This window comes from Bacillus canaveralius (genome assembly GCF_002860125.1).
GTDB classification, from domain to species: Bacteria; Bacillota; Bacilli; order Bacillales; family Cytobacillaceae; genus Bacillus_BJ; species Bacillus_BJ canaveralius.
Genome location: NZ_PGVA01000043.1, coordinates 17,795 through 39,296, shown reverse-complemented (window position 1 = coordinate 39,296; position 21,502 = coordinate 17,795). Strand labels below are relative to the sequence as shown.

Sequence of the window (21,502 nt, the reverse complement as noted above, 5' to 3'; positions counted from 1 at the left end):
AAAAGATTCACTTATCCCTGCCTCACTACCAGGTAAACTAATACGTTAAACCGTGTCCATACCCGTAAAGGACTCCACCATCTACTCCCGGGATCGTAACAGGAAGCTTTCCTGACGGGCTGAATTCTCCAAAAATAGCGCCTGCTGCTGCTTTGAAGCTGGCCGATCGAAAGCCATACTGCGCTAAATAGGCATCTGTGTTTGGATAGGCCATCACATCATAAGGATTGCGGATTCCGAGACCGATGACAGGGCCCGCTGCTGTTTCAATTACTTGATTGACCATCTTCATTTGTGCACTGCCCGGAGATCTTCCAGACACGTTGCTTGTATGGGTTCCGACAATAACGGCTTTTGCATTTTTCACAAGCTCGAGCTGCTCTGGAGTAAGCTTGTAGGCGGAAGATAAGGCAAGTACTGTTGTATTGTCATGATAGGCTTTTATCGCATTGCCAAGGTCGGTGATGTAGGTGCTTCCAACGACGACAATGTGTTCACCGCTATTTGTGTTCAAAGGTAAAACTTGATCATTTTTCAAAAGTGTAATCGAACGTTCAGCTGCTTCTTTTTCGACCTGTTTATGTTCGGCTGATCCAACAACTTCAAGGGCTTCGGCAACCTTTTCTTCGATCGGGACAGGGATCTCTGCCTTAATGATGCCCCGCTTGACTTTTAACGTTAAGATTCGCTCAACCGATTCTTCAATTCTTTTTTCAGATATTTCTCCGTTTCTTACAGCGCCTAACAGGCCGTTTGCAACCTCTGCCAAGCCGACGGGCATCAAGACGATATCCGTCCCGGCTTTGACAGCACGAATGGCCGCATCAACTGGTCCAAAATGGTCAGCGATCGCTTTCATGTTCATCGCATCGGTTGTGATGACACCTTCATAGTCCATTTCTTCCCTCATCAATTCTGTCAGTACCTTATAAGACAGTGTTGCCGGCAAAGCGATCTGTTCTCCCGTCAATTTAGACGTTACTTTTGTATCGTCAATCTTCGGGAACGTCACATGCGCGGTCATGACAGAGTCGATTCCCGCTTCCATTGCCTTTTGGAATGGATAGAGCTCTACCTCCATAAGGCGGGCTTTATCATGCGGGACCTCCGGCAGTCCGAGATGGGAGTCTACAGCGGTGTCGCCATGGCCAGGAAAGTGCTTGGCTGTTGCTGCAACACCTGCTGCCTGAAGTCCTTTCGTATACGCTACCCCCAATTCGGCAACAAGCTCAGGGTGTTCACCAAACGAGCGAACACCAATTACCGGGTTATCCGGATTGTTATTAATGTCCAAAACCGGTGCAAAATTCATGTTAATTCCAAGAGCTGCTAATTCTTCCCCGATTGCCTTGCCGACTTTCCCGGCAATTTCAGGTGATCCCGTCGCGCCGATTGCCATATTGCCAGGCATATCAGTCCCTGATTGAAGCCTTGTTACAATTCCGCCTTCCTGGTCAATCGTCATCAACAGACCGTATTTCTCAGAAGCTTCCGCATATTGGGAAACAAGTTTCGCGGTTTGTTCGGTTGTGACGACATTTTCCCTGAATAAGATCACACCGCCTAAATGATATTGCTTAACGAGCTGCTCAATTTCAGGAAGCATTTCGGTTACATTTGCGCCCTTCCAGGTTCTGAAATCTGGCATAAGCATTTGCCCGACTTTTTCTTCTAGTGTCATTTTCTTAATTGCACGCGAGATCACGTCATACTTCTTCCCTTTTTGTTTTATGAGTAATGGCTGCCAATCGTCTTTTCCACCTTCCCGAGCGCGTCCGTTTCGATTGGTTTTATAGTCGATGGCAATGCTGTCCACTTGTTTTCCGTCACTGGCAATGATAAAGGTCCGCCCCTTTTTGCCTGTTAATGTGACGAGTCCCTTTTCATCGATGGTCGCGACATGTTTGTTCGAAGATCTCCATTTTAATCCTTCTGACACAGTCATGAAATGACCGTCTTCATACACATGAAGTGCCTCGAGCTGAAAACTGTTGCCAACGATTTCAGCATCTGCTTCCGGTACATTTTCAAAAATAATCAGATCCGTTTCTTGCTCCTTTGCTGCCGCTGATTGCGCAGGAATGCCTACCCATAGCTGTGAAAGCATTAACGTTAAAACGATAAAGGTGATGATTCGATTTCTCCGCGTTTGTACCAAGTCAGGTCCCCTCCGTTTTTTTTAACTAATCAAGAAACGGCTTTAGATTTACTATTAAGCCGGGCTTTAATAATCTCTCTCCTGCCATCCTGCACCAGTTAATGCAGGCTTAATTGTTTTACTGCGAGCTTCCTTAATTTTGACGTTATTAATATACCAGCCTCTTCCATTCGTTGACGCGTCTGTTTTGTAACGGAACCTGATAAAATTTGTATTTCCCGGAACATCAAGGTTAACTTTCTGCCAGTCAACACTGCTTCCTGTGGTAGGTTCGCCCAGTTGTGTCCACACTTCCCCGTCTTCAGAAACTTCAACATAACCGAAGTCAAACCCGGTTTCAATCCGGTACCATGTGTTAAAAGACAGAGTTGCAGCTTTTTCAATATTAACCCGTGCTGTTAAAGTCCGATCCAAACGATCCCCATATCCGGAAAACCAAGCTCCATTTCCCCCACGAATATCTACTGGAATTGCATCGGCTACTTGTCTCGCAAACTCTCGTCTAGTGCCATTAGTAGAAACTGTATTTCTTGTCGGATGAACCCGGTTGGTAAGGAGGATCGCAATTGTGTCATTATTCTGGTTAATCACGATTGATGTCCCCGTATAGCCCGTATGTCCAAGCGTAGTTCCTTCCGATAACGCGTCCATAAACCATCCCTGGCCGATCTCCCAGCCAAGCCCATGGTCATTTCCCGGAAATTGCGGGATTTGGTTTTCGGCAAGCAAGCGCACGGTTTCCGCCTTTAAAATTCTTTTATTGCCATAGCTGCCTTCATTCATAAACATATGCGCGAATTTACCAAGGTCACGAGCGGTTGAGAACACTCCGGCATGCCCGGCAACCCCGCCCAATGACCAGGCATTCTCATCATGAACCTCTCCCCAAACAACGCCGCGCGCCGGTGTAGCCTGATATTCAGTTGCAGCAATTCTGTCTTTAAGCGCGGCTGGCGGATTGTACATCGTATCCCTCATTCCAAGCGGTCCGGTAATATGCTCTGCAACGAAAGCATCCAACCGCTGTCCGGATAAACGTTCAATAAGGGCACCAAGTGTGATCATGTTCAAGTCGCTGTATGTATAGGTGCTCCCCGGTGCGTTTTTTAATGGGTGTTTTAAGACGGTTTGAATTCGGTCTTCCCGGCTGTTCCCCTTGGTATAAAGCGGAATCCACGCCGTGAATCCGGAGGTGTGGGTCATCAGCTGTCTGATCGTAACAGATTCCTTCCCATTTTGCGCGAACTCGGGAAGATAGTCTGCAACAGGATCGTCCAATCCGAAAAGGCCTTGTTCATACAGTTTCATAGCGGCGGTTGTCGTAAAAATTTTGCTGATTGAGGCGAGATCAAAAATCGTATCCGTCTTCATTTGAATTGGTTCGTCCACTTCCGTGAATTTATCATCTTCATAACGGAGCGCGTGTCCATATGCCTCATGCTTAACGATATGTCCTCTTCTGGCAACAAAAGCTACGGCACCAGGCATTGCCCGCTCAGAAATCTTTTTGTTGATGATAGCGTCTATTTGGTCAAGAGGTTCCTGGACCATTCCGGCTGCTCTTGGAGAGCCGGGCAACAATACAGGATATGACTTTCCCGGATGATCCCATGCGAACTTTGAATGCTTCTTTTGCTTAAATGGCTTTTTCTCGATTTCATTTTCGTACGTCTTAAAAAAATGACCTGTTATTTCGTCTGCTAAAGCGGGACTGCTGGCAGGAATTAGCATAGCAGTGCACATCACAGCTGCTATCGCAAACATGAAATCTTTGTTTTTCATACTTCCTCCTTTTGAGCTTCAGCTCTTTAATATTGTTAACCAAATTTCCGAAGTGAAAAGGCTTGCAAATCTAATTTCAGATTAATTGTTTTTCTGTATAGATGTCTATACCGCATTAGACCCGGAATGTCTGAAAAATCAGTTTTTTATATATCCAATTACTTAGGATTTTTTACCTGTTTTTGAAAAGTTAGTTTAATAAATTTCACAGAACACTTCTTTAATTGAAAAACGAACAATTAGACAATTGAAAAAGCCGGAAAACTACTCCGGCTTTTTCATCACGTATTTGCATATTTAACTTGTTGAAGTTTTTGCGTACTGGACACGGTGCAAATTCGCAAAAATTCCGTTTTGCTCAATCAGTTGTTGATGGCTCCCCTCTTCGGCAATCCCATCTTCTGTTACGACGACAATTTTGTCGGCATTCTTGATTGTAGCGAGCCGGTGTGCGATCACAAGTGTAGTCCGATTTACGGCAAGCTCTGTTAGAGCCGTTTGGATGATCTGTTCTGTTTCAGTGTCAAGGGCAGAGGTTGCTTCATCCAAAATCAGAATTGGCGGGTTTTTTAAAAACATCCTGGCAATCGCAATCCGCTGCTTTTGTCCGCCGGAAAGCTTCAGGCCGCGTTCGCCAATTTGGGTTTCATAACCATCAGGCAATGATTGAATAAAGCTTTCGAGGTGGGCGCGTTTTGCTGCTTCGATTATCTCCTCTTCGCTGGCATCCAACATCCCATAGGCGATATTCTCTCTTAATGTTCCTGTAAAAAGGAAGACATCCTGCTGGACAATCCCGATTTGTGATCTGAGTGATCGTTTTGTCATATCACGAATATCGATTCCATCGATCGAAATATACCCTTCATCAACGTCATAAAATCTCGGAATCAGAGAACAGATCGTTGTTTTTCCCGCGCCTGACGGACCGACAAATGCAATCGTCTCCCCTGCCACGATATGAAGATCAATTTGCTTAAGTACAGGTTTATTTTCATCATAGCTGAAAGATACGTTTTTAAAATCAATATGGCCATGCAAAGAAGAAACTTCAATTGCATCCTCCGTATCTTTAACATCAGGTTCCATGTCGAGCAACTCGGTAAATCGTTTAAAACCAGCCATCCCTTTTGGATATAGCTCCATTAAAGCACTTATTTTATCAATCGGCTTAAGTAACACGTTCACATATAGAACAAACCCGACGAGCTGACCATAAGAAAGATCTCCGCTGAAACTTAACCAGGAACCGTATACGAGAACAACCAGGGTGATGAAACGCGTCATCATATAGATTCCGGAAGAACTGAAAGACATAATTTTATATGCACCAAGCTTTGCCTTGCGGAATTTTTTGTTGTTTTTTGCAAAACGGTTGATTTCAAATTTTTCATTCGTAAACGATTGCACAACCCGGACGCCTGAGACACTGTCCTCCACTCGTGCATTAACGTCCGCAATATCACCGAACATTCGCTTCCATGCTTTGTTCATGCTCAGATTGCTGACAACAATCAGCAAAATCAGGAATGGGACGATGAGTATTGTTGCGAGAGCGAGCTTCACATTAATGGTAAGCATGATCCAGAAAGCGCCGAAAAATGTCATCACGGCAATAAACAAATCCTCCGGTCCATGGTGGGCAAGCTCACCGATATCAAATAGGTCGTTTGTAATCCTGCTCATAATATGGCCAGTTTTGGTATTATCGAAAAACTTGAATGATTGGCGCTGGACATGCTGAAACAGCTGCTGCCGCATATCGGTTTCAATATTAATGCCGAGCTTATGGCCCCAATAGTTGACGATAAATTGCAAGCCCGTGCTCACAATATAAAGTGCCAGCAATCCAGCACTGACAGAAACAATCGCTGACCAATTTCCAGTCGGAAGCAGCGAGTCTACAAACCATTGCACAGCAAGTGGAAATGCAAGCTCTAGCACGGCCACGACCACAGCACTGCTAAAATCAATCACGAAAAGTTTTCGATGCGGGATATAATATGTAAAAAACCGCTTAATCATTTGGGTTATTCTCCTTTTCACAGTTGCAAACATACTAGGATTATAGGGCTGTCAGGAATTTTTTTCAAGGATTCTACCCATATGTTAATCTATTAATTCAGCAAAAAGCAGCCAACACGGATTGGCTGCTCTTAATGATGAGAATCCTAACAATAATAAATCATCGATTTTCGCCCACACAGCATTAAAAAGCAAAGTTTTTTCCCTCTTCCAATATGAAGGCTTTAACAAGTTCTGTTGTTGCTTCGATATCACGTATATCAACCACTTCTACAGGAGAATGGGCGTACCGTGAAGGAATGGAAAGGACACCGGTTGGAATTCCTTTGTTGGAATAGGTGATTGCACCGCCATCTGTTCCAATCCCGGGAAAAACTTCGAGCTGGTAAGGAATCCCTTGCTCCTTTGCTAGCTTAACAAGCAAATTCTTCACCGTCTTATGTACAATTAAGCTGAAATCCATTACTTTAATCCCGGTTCCCGCTCCAAGAGAGAGTGACTGGTCCATCGTTTCTTCCGGAGTGTCGTTGACCGCAGTCGTATCAACGGCAAGTGCAGCATCTGCAAATAAATGCTCGGCTGCTGTTTTGGCTCCCCGCAAACCAACCTCTTCCTGTACTGCAAACAAAAAAATAAGTTCGCCGGCAAAAGAAACCTCTTGCAGCTCTTCTAACACCTTTACCAATACTGCACACCCTGCCCGATCATCAAGAGCTTTTGAACGGACCAGCGGCCGTGATTCCGGGCCGAAAACTTGGAATTCCGTTCCCCATGTAATCGGTGTTCCGACTTCGACGCCCATCTCCTCCGCTTCCTGTTTTGAAGATGCCCCAATATCAATATAAAGGCTGCTGTGTTTTCTGACTTTAGCGGGATCATCAAATTTTACATAATGGGCTGACATCGTGCCAATCACACCGGACAGTTCACCTTTCTCTCCCATAATTCGGACAGGCTGGGCAAGCAGGATCCGGTCATCATGGCCACCCAGTTTTTCAAAGCGCAGTAAACCATTCGCTTCAATCTTTTTTACAATAAAACCGATTTCGTCCATGTGTGCAGTTAACAATAGAACCGGCCCCGGTTTATCACCTTTTTTCCTGGCGATAACATTGCCGATTGGATCAATGAAAACTTCGTCTGTTTTATCTTTTAAGTAATCTTGTAGAAAATAAGAAACAGAATGTTCATATCCGCAGGGCCCGGATAATGATGTTAATGTTTTTAAAAGCTTAAGCATTCAATCTTCCCCCAAAGAAAATTATTTCTATACTCGAAATGTTGTTACGTAAAGTATTATAGGTTATGAATTTTCAGAAATCAACACAAAAAGACTGGAATTGTTGCAATGCTTCTTTGGGTAATTCGCTATTGAATTTTTTTCTTGGTTCAAGATTATTTTTGATATGATTGTCATTAATCCTTTTGAACTCCGAATCTCGCATTGATTTGGCCGCGGAGCATTTGCTTTCTAATTTTTCGATCCTCTTTTCTGCTTTTGCTTTCCATTTCCTGCTTGATCTCCTTCGTGGTAACTCCATCTTCTCGTTTATTGGCGATATCAATTAATCGTTCCACGTCAGCGAATGAATATTTTCGGTTCCCGCGCGCCGATCTTTCTGGAAAGATGAGCTTGCGGTCTTCATAATAGCGGATTTGTCGTTCAGTAAGTCCCGTCAGCTCACTGACAACACCAATCGTGATCACTTTTCTTTCTTTATAAGATTCATCCTCCATTCGCTTTTCACATCCTCTTCTATAACATTTATAATAATTTTACATTTTTCCTATAAGAAAATTTACCTTTATGTAAGATAATCTAACATAGATTTAAAATTAGTGTTAGATTATCTTACGCAAATGATGTTGAACAAAACATTTTTTATTAAAATAAGAAAAACGTAAGTAAAGGGGGTATGGTCAAATGCCATTTTTACGTGAGGCGGTTGAAAAGAAACGGAGAGAATTTATTAGCATCCTAATGAACGCGGGTGTGTTGAGGAACTCCGATAAGGAATATCAAAAATGGACATTTACTGAGCTGAAAACGGAATGCAAAAGGCTCCAAATAAACAATAAAAAAATGACTAATCGGGGCAGCATCATAAATAAAGAAGAGGATGATCGGAGATGAACCAGAAGGAAACGCTCGAGATTGTGAAGAAAATTATTGAACTTGACTTGCTTCGGGATGAATATTGGGAAAGCTTATCGGAAAAAGCCGGGGAACATGCATTTGAGCTTTTACGAATAGCACAAAATAGCTGATAATTTTATAATGAATGGCTTACTAAAGAACGGACAGTGCGTCCGTTCTTTTTTCTCATTATTAAAATTTTGACATTAATGCGAATACCGTGCTGATCGCACGGTCATATCTTTCTATTTTTTGTTAACCAATTTAACAAATTCCTTTTGAATAGGGTATGGCAAATGTCACTGCATCAAGAAACGATTTATGGCATTCTATTTTTGCCAGTCCCATTAAGAGAGGTTGATCGTGATGGACGCTCATAAACAGCGGTTGTTTCGCAAACTATTTAAACTCAGGGTTAGACAAACCCGAATGATGGAAATAGAAGGTCCGGTCAGTCCAAAATTTATTCAGCTTTCGAAACAGATTGATCATCTGCTTGATAAATATTTAAAAAACAACAGGTGAATGAATGAATTTCATAAAGCAATTTTTAAATTGAAAGTAGAACAATTATTTAAAATTAAGACAGCATGATTCGTTTTCCACGGGATACTCTTGTTTATTGCAGACAACTTCATTTGTTTTTCGGTTTAGCTTATTACTTTGTGAATTTACTCGAAGGATGAATTCCTTTTCCACAATCTAAAACGGGGAAAGTCCAATTTTTATACGAGATTGGCGGCTCCTCAAGTTTTGACGACATATAGATCGCCCCCGTAAGCAAACGAAATCCGTCCCGTTTCCTCTGAAACAATGAGGGCAAGCGCGTCTGTGTGCTCAGTAATCCCGATAGCAGCGCGATGCCTCGTCCCGATTTTTCTCTTTGCAGGCTTATTTGATATTGGGAGAATGTTCCCCGCTGAAAGAATACGGTCTTGAAGTATTACCGTTCCCCCGTCATGAAGTGGATTGCCCGGATAAAAGATTGCTTCAAGCAGCTGCTGGCTGACCTTTGCGTTTATTTGGATTCCGTTATTTATTAACGCTTCAATCGGGTTGCTCCGCTCAACGATAATAAGCGCTCCATGCCTTTTAGCAGAAAGCGTGTCCACCGCCTGTGCAATATCAGAGAATTCATGCGTATATGGTTCTAAATATGACTTTAAGTAATACGAAGATGAAATTGTTTGTACATCCGCCACAAGCGAGGCTAATTTTTCAAAATTAGAGAGAATGCAACAATCCAATTCATCAATCGAATTTTCAATTTCCGACACACTGCTGTGAATTTCACTCAAATACCGTGCGACATTTACCCTGAATTTCAGCGCTTCTGCATCCATTTACCGTCATCCTTTCATTGCCTAATACCCATTATATTTTCCTCCCTGTTTAGAATTAAACTCGCTATTAATACGATCGCATTTCAAAAGTTTGCTGTGAAGTTGACGATATATTTGAAATGTTGACGATAAAGGGGGTGAAGTCGATGATATATTTCTAAAGTTGAGGATTAATCAGACAAAGTTGATGATATACTTGAAAGTTGATGATAAAGGGGTCAAGTTGATGATATATTTCTAAAGTTGACGATTAAGTAGACAAAGTTGATGATAATTCAAAGCCACTAACAGGAGGATTGATGAAATGATCATAAGAAAACGTGAAATTCCACTGATTGTTCAAAAGTTGGAAGCCTTACAGCGGCGGACGCCACCTGATCACACTAAAATTCCAATTATTAAAGAAAATTTGTCTAAAAGTCTTGCTGGATTTAAAGGCGAGACTTCAATTGATTTCCCACTGAGTTTCCTTCCAGAAGAGAACTACTTCATTTTGCATGATCTTCGACTTCATGACCAGCAGCATTACTTCCAAATCGACACATTAGTTTTAACTCATACCTTTTTGTTGATCCTGGAGGTAAAAAATATAACTGGTACACTAGTTTTTGATCAGGTGTTCCATCAGCTTATCCGAAAAGTGGATGAAAAAGAAGAAGTCTTCCCGGATCCATTAATCCAAATCTTCCGGCAGGAGTCTCAGCTCAAAAAATGGCTGGAAAATCACCGTTTACCAGACATTCCGATTGCTTCTTTAGTCGTTGTTAGTAACCCATACAGCTTTATTCGCACCACACCAGAAAATATAAATCCTCAACAAAAAATTGTACACCGTGATTTTCTCCCTCAGAAAATTAAGCAACTTGAAAATCTTTATCACGAATCAAAAATTTCGGAAAAAGAGCTTAAAAAAATAATTCGTCAGCTCGAAAAGCAGCATACTCCCCTTGATCAATCCATCTTGAACCGCTACCAAATGACAAAAGATGAATTAATCAAAGGCGTTCATTGCACAAATTGTTACTATCTTCCAATATTTCGAATCTACGGAACCTGGTATTGCCCTGCATGTAGCCTCAAAGATAGAAACGCTCACCTTTCATCCCTAAAGGATTACTGCCTCTTAATAGGGTCTACAATTACAAATAGCGAATTGCGAGATTTTTTGCAAATTTCCAGCCCTTCTCTTACAAACCGGTTACTCAAGTCTTTGAACGGAACATATGAAGGCATGAATAAAGCGAGGGTTTACCGTTTACCTTTTAAAGATTAATAATAATCCCTACCCTGTCAGCACCTTATACGCCTAACAGCCAAAATAAATCCCGAAGCCGATCATTGATAAGCCGGATAAGACCGAGATCGCCATTAGAATGCGGTGATCCAGGTATCTTTTCATGCTGCTTGCGACGGCCGCCATCGTTACATCCCATATCAACAGGCCGATGAAGATCGCAGAACTATACATAATCAGCTGGCTGTGGCCGTAGGAGGCTGCGGTTTTAGCGAGTACGGATCCGTAAATGCCAAGCCAAAATAAAATCGTCAATGGATTTGAGATCGACATTAAAAAACCGGATAGGAACGATTTCGAGTACGATTCGTTGAATCTTGTCCGGTTTGCGATTGGTTTTCGAGAATTGATGAGGCTCTCGATACCGGTATATGTGAGGACGAAGCAGCCAAACAGCCAGAGAAACGTTTTCATAAAAGGTGTCTCCAGGAAATGGACTACGCCGATATAGACAGCAAGCATGTATATTCCATCTGCAACAACCGCTCCGACCCCGACAAGCCATGCATGCAGAAATCCACTTTTTATTCCTCTATCTAATTGGGCTGCGTTGACCGGTCCGATTGGTGCCGCAAGCGATAGCCCTAAAAGTATATAACTGAAGAAAACAGTCATCAAGCCATCCTCCTTTTTTTCTTGTCTTTCATTTTTATTCGGAGGCACAGGCTCGTACAACAAATTTACGTAAAAAGTTTAAATAATCCATTCAACATTTTTTGTAAAAACAGGTTTAAAATCAACTAAAAAAGGAGTAATAATATCGTATTGAGGTGGTAAAATGTCGGGGTTTGTTAATCAATTTGAAAAGCCAAAAGGGTTATTAGGAAAAATAGCCGGGAAAATCATGTTTTTTGAAAATCGAAAAATCAACAAATGGACAATCAACCATTTGGACATTAAGCGAGGCGATCGCATTCTCGAAATCGGCTATGGTCCTGGCTATGCGATAAAACATATCATGGAAAAGTATGAGCAGGTCAAAATCGATGGAATCGACGTATCAAACAAGATGAAAACGGAAGCGGAGAAAGTGAATGAAGAAGGGATAAAGTCAGGCAAAGTCCAGCTCTACACTGGCGATATTGCTGAATTCGAGGCGCCCGCAGATTATTATGATAAGATCTTTTCTGTTAATAACTATCCGCTCTGGGAAGAACCGTCCCAATCTCTTAAAAATGTACTCGCGATGCTTGCCCCCGGCGGAAAAATTGCTTTTACCGTCCAGCCCCGCGAAGAAGACGCTAACAACGGGACAGCAGCCAAATTAGGTAAAAAAATTAAAGCCGACCTTGAAAAAGCCGGCTTTCAACAAATCACTGCCTTTTATAAACAATTTCGCCCGGTCCGAACTGTCTGTGTGACAGCATTGAAAAAACCGTAATTATGCAGTGCCGACCGTTCTCGCTGCTTGTATTAACTGTTCAATGCTCTTTAAATCATCAGCCTCAAACAAATCAATGATTCGGCTGCCGACAATGACACCATCGCAATATTGAGAGAACTCTCTGACATGGTCAGGCGTTGAGATTCCAAATCCCGCCAGCACAGGCTTGTTGCTCGCTTCTTTTACTTTCTGGAGATAGGCTCCGATTTCTGTTTGGAATCCACTTCGAGCTCCTGTAATGCCTGTTACGGTGACGGCGTAAAGAAATCCATTTCCTTTCTCGGAAATCTCTTTTATCCGTTCAGGCGGACTTGTCAAAGTGACAAGGCGGATCAGTTCGATTCCCGCTTCCTCTAATTTTGGTGCAATCAAATCTTCCTCTTCAACAGGCAAATCGGGGATAATACAGCCATCAATACCTGCCCTGGTTGCTGATTCAATAAATGAATCCAGCCCATAAGCGAGAATTGGGTTCATATAGGTCATAATTAAATACGGGATTGAGACCTCATCTCGAATTGTTTCTAAAGCCTCTAAAACACCTTGCAGCGTTGTACCCTTTTTCAAAGCGCGCAGTCCCGCCCGCTGAATCGTCGGACCGTCTGCGACAGGATCGGAGAATGGGATGCCAAGTTCGACGGCGGTTGCGCCGCATTTTTCAAGAAATAGCAGTTTTTCCTTTAACGATTCGAGTCCCCCGTCACCAGCCATGATATACGGGACAAAAGCTTTCTCATTTCGGTCGTTTACTGCTGCAAATGCTTTTTCCAATCTGTTGCTCATGATTGTTTCCCTCCCAGCACAGCTCTTACTGTTTGTACATCTTTGTCTCCCCGGCCTGATAAACAAATGACGATCGCTTCGTCAGCGGCCATCGTTGGCGCGAGCTTTAAAGCGTATGCTACAGCATGAGCGCTTTCGAGTGCCGGAATAATACCTTCCAACTGCGACAACAGCTGCAGCGCATCAAGTGCCTCGTCGTCGGTAATTGATTCATATGTGACCCTTCCTGAATCACGCAAAAAGCTATGCTCAGGGCCTACTCCCGGATAATCCAATCCCGCCGAAATCGAATGAGCTTCCTGAATTTGCCCGGCATCATCCTGGAGCAGATACATCATCGCCCCGTGCAAAACACCCGGCTTTCCCTTTGTGAGTGAGGCTGCATGGCGTCCGGAATCGAGCCCGGCACCTGCAGCTTCGATGCCGTAAAGACGGACATTTTCGTCCTTTATAAACGGATAAAACATCCCCATTGAATTGCTGCCGCCGCCAATACAGGCGACAACGGCTTCTGGCAGTTTGCCTTCTTTTTCAACATATTGGGCTTTTGTCTCATTCCCGATCACGCTTTGAAAATCACGAACGATCATCGGAAATGGATGCGGACCCATCACAGAGCCTAAAATATAATGCGTGTCATTTACATTGGCTACCCAGTACCGGAGGGCTTCATTTACAGCGTCCTTCAATGTTCCGCTCCCCGATGCGACGCTGATAACCTTTGCCCCAAGCAGTTCCATCCGGAAAACGTTAAGCTCCTGGCGGCGAATATCTTCTTCGCCCATGAAAATGACGCACTCAAGATTTAGGAGTGCACAGACCGTTGCCGTTGCAACCCCATGCTGGCCAGCCCCCGTTTCTGCAACAATTTTCTTTTTGCCCATTCGGACAGCGAGCAGCGCCTGGCCGATTGTATTGTTGATCTTATGGGCCCCAGTATGGTTCAAATCTTCACGTTTCAAATAAATTTTTGCACCGTTTGCGTGTTTCGTTAAATTTTTCGCTAAATATAAAGGCGTTTCCCGTCCGACATAATCCGTAAGCAAATCACGAAGCTCGTTCTGAAAAAATTCATCGGCAATCGCTTTGTGATATGCTTGTTCAAGCTCCAAGACAGCTTGCATTAGCGTTTCTGGAACAAATCTTCCGCCGTATTTTCCAAAATGACCCTTCTCATCCGGTAATGTGTATGTCACTATGATCATTCCTCTCCTGCTTGTTTTGCAATCGCAATAAATCTGTTGATTTTACTTATATCTTTCTTTCCGTCTGTTTCAACGCCACTGCTGACATCAACCATATAGGGATCAACTTTTCCAATTGCCTCGGCAACATTGTTTGCATTCAGTCCCCCGGCAAGTATAACCTTTGTTTCACTTTTTGACGCCTCGGCGGCAAGCTCCCAATTAAATTTCGTGCCGTTTCCGCCACGGTACTTCCCTTTCGGACTATCAAGAAGCACGTATTCAGTTTCATACCTCACCAGTTCTTTCATATCTTCAGAGGTGCTGATACTTATCGCTTTTACCACCGGAAGGCTGATCGCCTTGCAGAATTCCGGTGATTCGTCTCCGTGAAGCTGAATCAGGTCGAGCTTGGCCGTATTCGCAATTCTTTCAATCTGTTCAATCGTTTCATTAACGAACACGCCAACCTTCTGGACATGACCAGGCAGGATTGCGGCGATGGCGCCTGCTTGCTCGGGCGTCACCCTTCTGCTGCTTTCAGCAAAAACAAATCCGATCGCATCGGCACCAGCCTTTACTGCGGCTTGAGCCGTTATACTATCCGTTATTCCGCATATTTTTACCTTCATCGCTGCTCCGCCTTGATCATCGGTACTTTCATGCCTTTTAATTGTGCTTCCAGCCCACCGGCAGCCATCAGCGCTTCTCCAACTAATATTGCATTTGCACCAGCCCGGACTGCTCTTTCCGCATCAGCCTTTGTTTTCAATCCGCTCTCGCTGACTAAAAAGGCACCAGCGTTTAAAATTTGTGGAGCGAGCGTTTCGGTTACTCCGAGATCAACCTTGAACGTCTTTAAGTCCCGGTTGTTTACGCCAATCAGCTTTGTTCCGGTTTCCAACGCAGTATCGAGTTCTTTGTCATTATGCACTTCTATTAACACTTCAAGGCCGTTTGCAATACTATAATTATATAATTCTTTTAACTGGTCTTTTTCCAGGGCAGCCGCGATTAACAAAATGATGTTGGCCCCGGACCGTTTTGCGAGCTCTATCTGTGAGCTGTCGATCATAAAATCCTTGCACAAAATTGGGCTATCCACCGCTGCCCTCACCGCCTCAAGGTCAGCAAATGAGCCTTTAAAAAAGCTCTTATCCGTTAAAACAGAAATTGCGTCTGCCCCGAATTCTACATACGCGCGGGCTTGTGCCTGCGGGTCCGCCTTGATATTAATATCGCCTTTCGACGGTGAAGCGCGTTTAAATTCGGCAATGATCCTTAGTTCATCTGCCAGCTTCAGCTTTTCGAGGAACGATCTTTTATGATAGGTGTCTTGTCCGCGTTTTTCCTCAAGGGCATGCTTGATTTCGCCGAGTTCCCGATGTTTTTGTGCGATTATTTCGTCTAAAATCGTCGCCATCTTAAATCACCTCTTGTTGATAAAAACGTGTTTTTTCAATTAATTGTTCAAGCTTATCAAGGGCAGCGCCAGAGTCGATACTCTCTGTAGCAAGCTCAATCCCTTTTTTGATTGATGCTGCTTTTCCGCCGGCATAGATGCCAATCCCGGCATTTAAAAGAACCGTATCGCGGTAAGCTCCTGTTTTCCCTTTGAGAACAGCTTGTAAAATTTCAGCATTTTCCCTGGAGTCCCCGCCCTTGATTTCCTGATTATCATATTGCGACAGCCCTGCTTCTTCAGGAAGAAGAACCTGCTTTTTTATTTCACCGGCATCAAGAATAACTAAATGGTTCTCTCCTTGCAGCGATGCTTCATCCATATGGCCGGCCCCGCTCACGACAACGGCGCGCTTTCTGCCTAATTTTTTTAACACATTTGCAAACATTTCCGAAAAATCACGGCGGTATGTTCCAAGCAATTGATAATCCAAATTAACCGGGTTAGTGAGCGGACCGATTAAATTGAAAACGGTCGGGATCCGCAGGTCTTTACGGACTTTCATAATTTGCTTGATTCTCGGGTGGACATTAGGCGCGAACAAAAAGGCAATCCCGATTTTTTCAAGCATCTCTTCGGTTGCTTCTACCGACGAAGCAAGATTTACACCAAGCTGTTCAAGGACATCGGCACTTCCCGTTTTACTGGAGACACTCCGGTTGCCGTGCTTGGCAACCGTAATTCCGGCACCAGCAATCACAAATGCTGAAGTTGTGCTGATGTTGAAGCTTTTCGAGCCATCGCCACCTGTACCGCAGTTATCCAGGACATCGTTAAACTTCTTTTGAAAGGGCAAGGAAGCGTCCCTCAGTGCCTGGACGAGTCCCACGATCTCATCGACGGTTTCGCCCTTCGTCTTTAAGCTGATTAAAAATGCCGCAATCTCGCTGTCTGTAATATCATCCGAAAGCAGCTGGAGAGCTGCTTCCTTCATTTCTGCTTCAGTTAATGAATCCCGTTCAGATAGCCTTTGAAGATACGTTCTCATCTTCAAACTCCCTCCCTATTTCGCTCAAAAAATTTTTTAGTATCTGCTTTCCAAGTCCTGTGCCAATTGACTCAGGATGGAATTGCATCCCAAATAACGGGTACCCTTCGTGTTTGACCGCCATGATTTCCTGATCATCCATGGAGCGGGCCAGGATTTGAAATTCTTCTGGCAAGGTGCCGCGGCTGATTACGAGTGAATGATATCTCATCGCTTCGATCGGCTGTGACAAATATTGAAATATATAAGTACCCGAATGGGTCAACTGTGAAATCTTTCCATGCATAATCTTTTTAGCGACGTCAATTTTTGCCCCGAATGCATAACCGATCGCTTGATGCCCTAAACAAATGCCGAGAATCGGAATCTGTTTATAAAAAGTTGTGATCGTTTCGATGCAAATGCCGGCTGCCTCGGGACGGCCCGGACCTGGTGACAGGACGATCGCTTCCGGCTTTAGTTGTTGAATTTGCTCAATGCTGATTTCATCATTGCGGACAACCGTAACCGTTTCACCGAGTTCACCGAAATACTGATAAAGGTTATAAGTAAATGAATCGTAATTATCAATTAGCAATATCATCTTGATCCTCCAAAAAGGCCTTTAGTTTGTGAAGCGTTTCTTCGTACTCTTTTTCCGGGGAAGAATCATATACAATTCCCGCTCCTGCCTGGATATATGCTTTGTCGTTTTTAATAAGCATCGTCCGGATCGCAAGCGCAAAGTCGAGGTTGCCGCTGGCGGAGACATAGCCGACCGCCCCTGAGTAGACGCCTCTCTTCACTTCTTCAAGCTCATTAATGATTTCCATCGCCCTGATTTTCGGAGCTCCCGAGACAGTGCCGGCTGGCAGGCATGATATTAATGCGTCGATCGGTTTATAATTTTCGTTAAGCGTTCCTGTCACCTCGGAAACTAAGTGCATCACATGCTTGAATTTTTCAAGCGCCATATATTTATCAACATGGACCGTGCCAAATTCGCAGATCCTGCCCAAGTCGTTTCGGCCCAGATCGACAAGCATGCGATGCTCCGCCAGTTCTTTCTCATCCACAAGTAAACTATTTTCGTGCATCCTGTCCTCCTGCTCCGTTTTACCACGCGGCCTTGTACCGGCGATAGGGTTTGTAGTTACTTTTTTGCCGTTAGCTTTAATCAAGCTTTCAGGCGAAGATCCCGCCACTACATAATCTCCAAAATCAAGATAGTACATATAGGGGGAAGGATTGCCGACTCTGAGCTTTCGATAGAATGAGAAAGGATCTCCCGTGAATGTTGCCTGCAGCCGCTGTGAAAGAACGACTTGAAAAATATCGCCTTCTGAAATGTACTTTTTTGCTTTTGCAACCTTTTCGATAAAATCGTTTTTGCTGATCGAGGCTTTGAATGCTGAAAGGTTTGCGTCGTTTGTAAGCTTTGTTTCCCCACCCGCCAATAACTCGGTTTTCCTTTTCGCTATCCGATCCTTTAACTCGTCAATGGTCGTTTCTTTTCGTAGCGGGGATGCGACAATTGAGATTTTTTGTTCAAGGTGGTCAAAGACGATCACATCTTCATAAAACATAAAATGAACCTCGGGAATACTCAGCTCATCAGGCAAGTTTTCGCCGATGTTCTCGTATTGTCGAATGACATCATAGCCGGCATAACCAACAGCCCCGCCCGCCAGTGGGAAATCGGCTGCTCCATTTTCCGGCAACAGTGATTTTAATACTTCAAGCGGCTTTTCATGTCTTAGCTCCTGCCCGGTCTCAGTCTTAATGGTTGTTCTATCTCCATTGCCGGTAAGTTCGAAGACCGGATCTGTTCCGATGAAAGAATATCTTCCTGAAGCCTCATATTTAAGCGAACTCTCCAATAAAAATTTTTTTCGTCCTGATAACCGTTGAAAAATTAAAATCGGTGTGAAGGTATCCCCCTCTAGTTGTTCAACGATTAGATTCTTATTCTCCAATAAACTTTTCATCCACCCAAGCTCCTTTCAACGCTGTTTCTGAAAATAAAAAAGTCCCCTATACACACGCGAAGGACGTGTATATAGAGGACGATTATGCTGGACCGTGGTGCCACCTCAAGTTCGGAGCCGTAATGGCTCCCTCGTTCAGATACAAGCTAAACTCGGAAACAACTTTAGAAACGAATACGCTTCTAAAGAGGAATACTCCAGCTCAGCCGATATCCTATCCTTTTAACGGTGGAAGTCCGTGTACCCCTACTTGGCGTTCAAGGCACCTCTCGTAAGGCCATTCAGCTGACTTCTTGTACCGGGTTCCACCAATCCCGGCTCTCTGGAACGAAGATCGATCAGCTTACTCTTCTTACTCAGCGATTTATTATCAAATTTTCAACACAAAAAGGGCCTCCCGTCAACAAAAGGACGAGAGACCCGTGGTGCCACCTTGATTAGCTAAAATTCAGCTCACTTTGCGACATCAAAGCATTTGCTTTAATATCTGTCTCTTGTAACGATGAGACTGTTCGCCAAAGCCTACTTTTCGTAAAGAAGTTCGGTTCGGAGGCTCTGAAGTCCATTCACTCTTACATCGACACTGATTTGCACCAACCATCAGCTCTCTGCAGTTTCCGTAAAAGTTACTAATCTTCGTCATCGCCGTACGTTTGATTTGTTGTTTTCAATAATAATTACAATCATAAAAAATGTCAAGAAGCAAATTCTATTTTTTAAAAATATTTACGCTTCTTAAAACACAACTTACAACTGCTCCTTTTGCAGTTCTCTTTTAAGCTTTTCATGCCAAACAGATGCCAGCTCTTCAACCTCAAGGATTTTTTCAATCGCCTCTTTGTTTTTCCTGTCATGAAAAAGAGTCTGATTGGCAAATAAAATCGATACCTTTTTTTCGTTTTCTTCTACCAATTGCATATGTGAATTCTCAAAAACCATTCCTTCTTCCAGGACCCGGAAAAAATATCCTGTATATCCTGTGTCAACTATTCTTTTTAACAACTCGTCGATGGCATTATGCTTCGAAATTGTTGAACATGGAACCCGCCCCTGAGAAATTTGGACAACTGCAGTTCCCAGTTTGTAAATATTTCCTATGTATACATCCGCTTCTGTCATTCCCGCAATCGTGATATTCTCCCCAAACGCAGGCAGCTGGAGCGGGATCTTGAACTCTTTTTCCCATAGAGAATAATGTTCGAAAGGATAAAGACAAACTGCGCGCTCGGGGCCGCCGTGGAACTCATGATTCGCGACTCCATCGCCAATAAACCCTTCTTTCGTTAACAGCACCTCTTGAATCGGTTTCTTGCAGATTGCCGATTTTTCCTCTCGTCCCTGCCATCGGAAGTCTTTTGGTTCTCCGACTGACAGCGATATGATTGGTGCAGCGTTATGCATCTTTATCACCCCCATGTTCTTTTTCGCCGCTTAAGCCGGTTTTTCCTTCTTTTTTTCATTGGGCTTATTTATAATCGCACCTGTTCCACAAATTTTTTATTACAAAAATGCAAATAGTAAACTTATGTAAATGAGTAAATTTCTCAATGTATTAAGCTACACCGAAAAACGAATTTAATTGTCTAAATAAACGAGAAGAATTTAGTATCAAGCGAATAATACTGTATTAATTTTAAATAATTGTTCGTTTTTCAACTAAAGAAATGCTTTTGAAATTTATTCAAATATAAAGGCGGAATATCATGAAAAAATCTCGTAACCAGCTTTCATCCCCACTGCAAAGCATCGATTTACATAAACAAAGATGGGCGATATTATCCATTTCTTCGATCCCATTGGTGATGACTCTCGGCAACTCAATGCTGATTCCCGTATTGCCCGAAATGGAAAAAATAATGAATATTTCCCCTTTTCAATAAAGCATGATTATAACGGTCTATTCAGTTGTTGCCATTTTTCTTATTCCGCTCGCAGGTTACCTTTCCGACCATATTGGCAGAAAAAAAGTGATTATACCGAGCCTGATTATTGCAGCAATTGGCGGGCTAATTTCCGGCTGGGCTGCCTGGAAGATGAATGACGGCTATTGGCTGATATTAATTGGCAGATCGCTGCAAGGAGTAGGGGCTGCCGGAGCTGCACCAATTGTCCTCCCTCTCGTGGGTGACATGTTTAAAACAGATGACGAAGTCAGCAGTACTCTTGGCGTCATCGAAACTTCCAATACGCTCGGCAAGGTGTTAAGCCCGATTTTGGGAGCATTTCTTGCCGGATTTTTTTGGTTCGCACCATTCTTTGCAATCCCGGTCTTTTGTACAATATCAATTATCTTAATGTTTTTGCTTGTTAAAACGCCGAACAAAAATGAAAAGGGAGTTCCAGTTAAACAATTTTTCTTTAACGTAAAAAAAATATTCACGGATAATGGAAGATGGCTTTACGCTATCTTTGCAATTGGAATGATCTTAATGTTTGTCCTCTTCGCGGTACTGTTTTTCCTTTCCGATATTCTCGAAAAAAAATACGGGATTACAAATTTAAAAAAAGGCCTGCTTCTGGCAGCGCCATTAGGTACGCTTTGTCTGTCATCTTATCTGACCGGGAAAAGAATTAAAGAAAACAAGGTGTTGATGAAATGGATTACATTTGGGGGAATCCTTTTGCTTTCCGTATCAATTGGCATGTTGAGTTTTTCAAAGCAGCTTGTATTTTTGATCGGAATGTTTTCCCTAAGTGGCATTGGAATAGGAGTCGCCCTTCCCTGTATGGACGCTCTGATCACCGAAGGAATCGAAAAAGAAGAACGGGGCACAATTACTTCCATTTATAGCTCGATGCGTTTTATCGGGGTGGCTGCCGGTCCGCCTGTCATGGCGATATTGATGGAACATGCACATAATTGGATCTTTTACCTACTGGGTGGGGTTAGTTTTGTTGCAGCTCTAATCGCTTTCAAGGAAATAAAGCCTGATAAAGAACAGTGAACAAGCAAGGTCTAGATCTCGACGCGCCCGGCCGTGATCAAAACGGATAT

At 43.3% G+C, this 21,502-nt stretch carries 19 protein-coding genes, 1 pseudogene and 2 other annotated features; of the genes and pseudogenes, 5 read left to right on the top strand and 15 right to left on the bottom strand.

Annotated elements, in window-relative coordinates; genetic code table 11:
• Positions 1 to 37: 37 nt before the first annotated feature.
• The 5 genes from CU635_RS16660 to CU635_RS16640 all read right to left on the bottom strand — a co-directional run bounded on the left by CU635_RS16660 (position 38) and on the right by CU635_RS16640 (position 7,702).
• Complete coding sequence (locus tag CU635_RS16660; RefSeq protein ID WP_101578549.1) at positions 38 to 2,107, bottom strand: glycoside hydrolase family 3 protein; 2,070 nt, start codon at positions 2,105 to 2,107, stop codon at positions 38 to 40.
• 117 nt (positions 2,108 to 2,224) lie between these two features.
• The gene (locus tag CU635_RS16655; protein WP_245917500.1) at positions 2,225 to 3,940 is read right to left on the bottom strand and encodes a serine hydrolase domain-containing protein; all 1,716 of its coding nucleotides are present in this window, start codon (positions 3,938 to 3,940) and stop codon (positions 2,225 to 2,227) included.
• Positions 3,941 to 4,237: 297 nt separating this feature from the next.
• Entirely contained in the window at positions 4,238 to 5,965 is a 1,728-nt protein-coding gene (locus CU635_RS16650; RefSeq protein ID WP_101578513.1) for an ABC transporter ATP-binding protein, read from the bottom strand.
• 184 nt (positions 5,966 to 6,149) lie between these two features.
• The gene (locus CU635_RS16645) at positions 6,150 to 7,205 is read right to left on the bottom strand and encodes a M42 family metallopeptidase (RefSeq protein ID WP_101578512.1); all 1,056 of its coding nucleotides are present in this window, start codon (positions 7,203 to 7,205) and stop codon (positions 6,150 to 6,152) included.
• A gap of 176 nt (positions 7,206 to 7,381) precedes the next feature.
• On the bottom strand, positions 7,382 to 7,702 hold the full coding sequence (locus tag CU635_RS16640; RefSeq protein ID WP_101578511.1) for a MerR family transcriptional regulator: 321 nt from the start codon (positions 7,700 to 7,702) through the stop codon (positions 7,382 to 7,384).
• Between the two features lie 187 nt (positions 7,703 to 7,889).
• On the opposite strand from CU635_RS16640, the gene CU635_RS16635 reads away from it, so the two are divergent.
• Complete coding sequence (locus tag CU635_RS16635; RefSeq protein WP_101578510.1) at positions 7,890 to 8,099, top strand: hypothetical protein; 210 nt, start codon at positions 7,890 to 7,892, stop codon at positions 8,097 to 8,099.
• Complete coding sequence (locus CU635_RS23430; protein WP_180955669.1) at positions 8,096 to 8,233, top strand: hypothetical protein; 138 nt, start codon at positions 8,096 to 8,098, stop codon at positions 8,231 to 8,233. Before CU635_RS16635 ends, CU635_RS23430 begins: the two co-directional genes overlap by 4 nt.
• Before the next feature lie 615 nt (positions 8,234 to 8,848).
• Here the strand turns inward: CU635_RS23430 and cdaS are convergent.
• Complete coding sequence (gene cdaS, locus CU635_RS16630; protein ID WP_101578509.1) at positions 8,849 to 9,445, bottom strand: sporulation-specific diadenylate cyclase CdaS; 597 nt, start codon at positions 9,443 to 9,445, stop codon at positions 8,849 to 8,851.
• A 304-nt stretch (positions 9,446 to 9,749) separates the two neighbouring features.
• Here cdaS and CU635_RS16625 point away from each other — a divergent pair, with 304 nt between their 5' ends.
• Entirely contained in the window at positions 9,750 to 10,718 is a 969-nt protein-coding gene (locus CU635_RS16625; protein ID WP_101578508.1) for a nuclease-related domain-containing protein, read from the top strand.
• Between the two features lie 33 nt (positions 10,719 to 10,751).
• Here CU635_RS16625 and CU635_RS16620 read toward each other — a convergent pair whose 3' ends face one another.
• The gene (locus tag CU635_RS16620) at positions 10,752 to 11,354 is read right to left on the bottom strand and encodes a LysE family transporter (protein WP_101578507.1); all 603 of its coding nucleotides are present in this window, start codon (positions 11,352 to 11,354) and stop codon (positions 10,752 to 10,754) included.
• Positions 11,355 to 11,517: 163 nt separating this feature from the next.
• Here CU635_RS16620 and CU635_RS16615 point away from each other — a divergent pair, with 163 nt between their 5' ends.
• Positions 11,518 to 12,120: a class I SAM-dependent methyltransferase gene (locus tag CU635_RS16615; protein WP_101578506.1), complete on the top strand. Its 603-nt coding sequence runs from the start codon at positions 11,518 to 11,520 to the stop codon at positions 12,118 to 12,120.
• Here CU635_RS16615 and trpA read toward each other — a convergent pair whose 3' ends face one another.
• The 8 genes from trpA to CU635_RS16575 form a co-directional block, all read right to left on the bottom strand.
• Complete coding sequence (gene trpA, locus CU635_RS16610; protein ID WP_101578505.1) at positions 12,121 to 12,906, bottom strand: tryptophan synthase subunit alpha; 786 nt, start codon at positions 12,904 to 12,906, stop codon at positions 12,121 to 12,123. It lies immediately after the preceding gene.
• Positions 12,903 to 14,102: a tryptophan synthase subunit beta gene (gene trpB / locus CU635_RS16605; protein ID WP_101666434.1), complete on the bottom strand. Its 1,200-nt coding sequence runs from the start codon at positions 14,100 to 14,102 to the stop codon at positions 12,903 to 12,905. Before trpB ends, trpA begins: the two co-directional genes overlap by 4 nt.
• 5 nt (positions 14,103 to 14,107) lie before the next feature.
• Positions 14,108 to 14,722: a phosphoribosylanthranilate isomerase gene (locus CU635_RS16600; RefSeq protein ID WP_101578503.1), complete on the bottom strand. Its 615-nt coding sequence runs from the start codon at positions 14,720 to 14,722 to the stop codon at positions 14,108 to 14,110.
• Positions 14,719 to 15,513 (bottom strand): indole-3-glycerol phosphate synthase TrpC, encoded by a 795-nt coding sequence (gene trpC / locus CU635_RS16595; RefSeq protein WP_101578502.1) that lies wholly within the window; start codon positions 15,511 to 15,513, stop codon positions 14,719 to 14,721. Before trpC ends, CU635_RS16600 begins: the two co-directional genes overlap by 4 nt.
• Before the next feature lies 1 nt (position 15,514).
• Positions 15,515 to 16,540 (bottom strand): anthranilate phosphoribosyltransferase, encoded by a 1,026-nt coding sequence (trpD, locus tag CU635_RS16590; protein WP_101578501.1) that lies wholly within the window; start codon positions 16,538 to 16,540, stop codon positions 15,515 to 15,517.
• The gene (locus CU635_RS16585) at positions 16,512 to 17,123 is read right to left on the bottom strand and encodes an anthranilate synthase component II (protein WP_101578500.1); all 612 of its coding nucleotides are present in this window, start codon (positions 17,121 to 17,123) and stop codon (positions 16,512 to 16,514) included. The genes trpD and CU635_RS16585 overlap by 29 nt, the downstream gene beginning before the upstream one ends.
• Complete coding sequence (trpE, locus tag CU635_RS16580) at positions 17,107 to 18,507, bottom strand: anthranilate synthase component I (RefSeq protein ID WP_101578499.1); 1,401 nt, start codon at positions 18,505 to 18,507, stop codon at positions 17,107 to 17,109. Before trpE ends, CU635_RS16585 begins: the two co-directional genes overlap by 17 nt.
• A gap of 71 nt (positions 18,508 to 18,578) precedes the next feature.
• Positions 18,579 to 18,876 (bottom strand) — a binding site (T-box leader).
• Between the two features lie 35 nt (positions 18,877 to 18,911).
• Positions 18,912 to 19,159, bottom strand: a binding site (T-box leader).
• A gap of 95 nt (positions 19,160 to 19,254) precedes the next feature.
• Complete coding sequence (locus CU635_RS16575; protein ID WP_180955670.1) at positions 19,255 to 19,908, bottom strand: MOSC domain-containing protein; 654 nt, start codon at positions 19,906 to 19,908, stop codon at positions 19,255 to 19,257.
• A 302-nt stretch (positions 19,909 to 20,210) separates the two neighbouring features.
• On the opposite strand from CU635_RS16575, the pseudogene bcbE reads away from it, so the two are divergent.
• Positions 20,211 to 21,452 (top strand): annotated as a pseudogene (gene bcbE / locus CU635_RS16570) (bacillibactin exporter BcbE).
• Positions 21,453 to 21,502 lie beyond the last annotated feature (50 nt).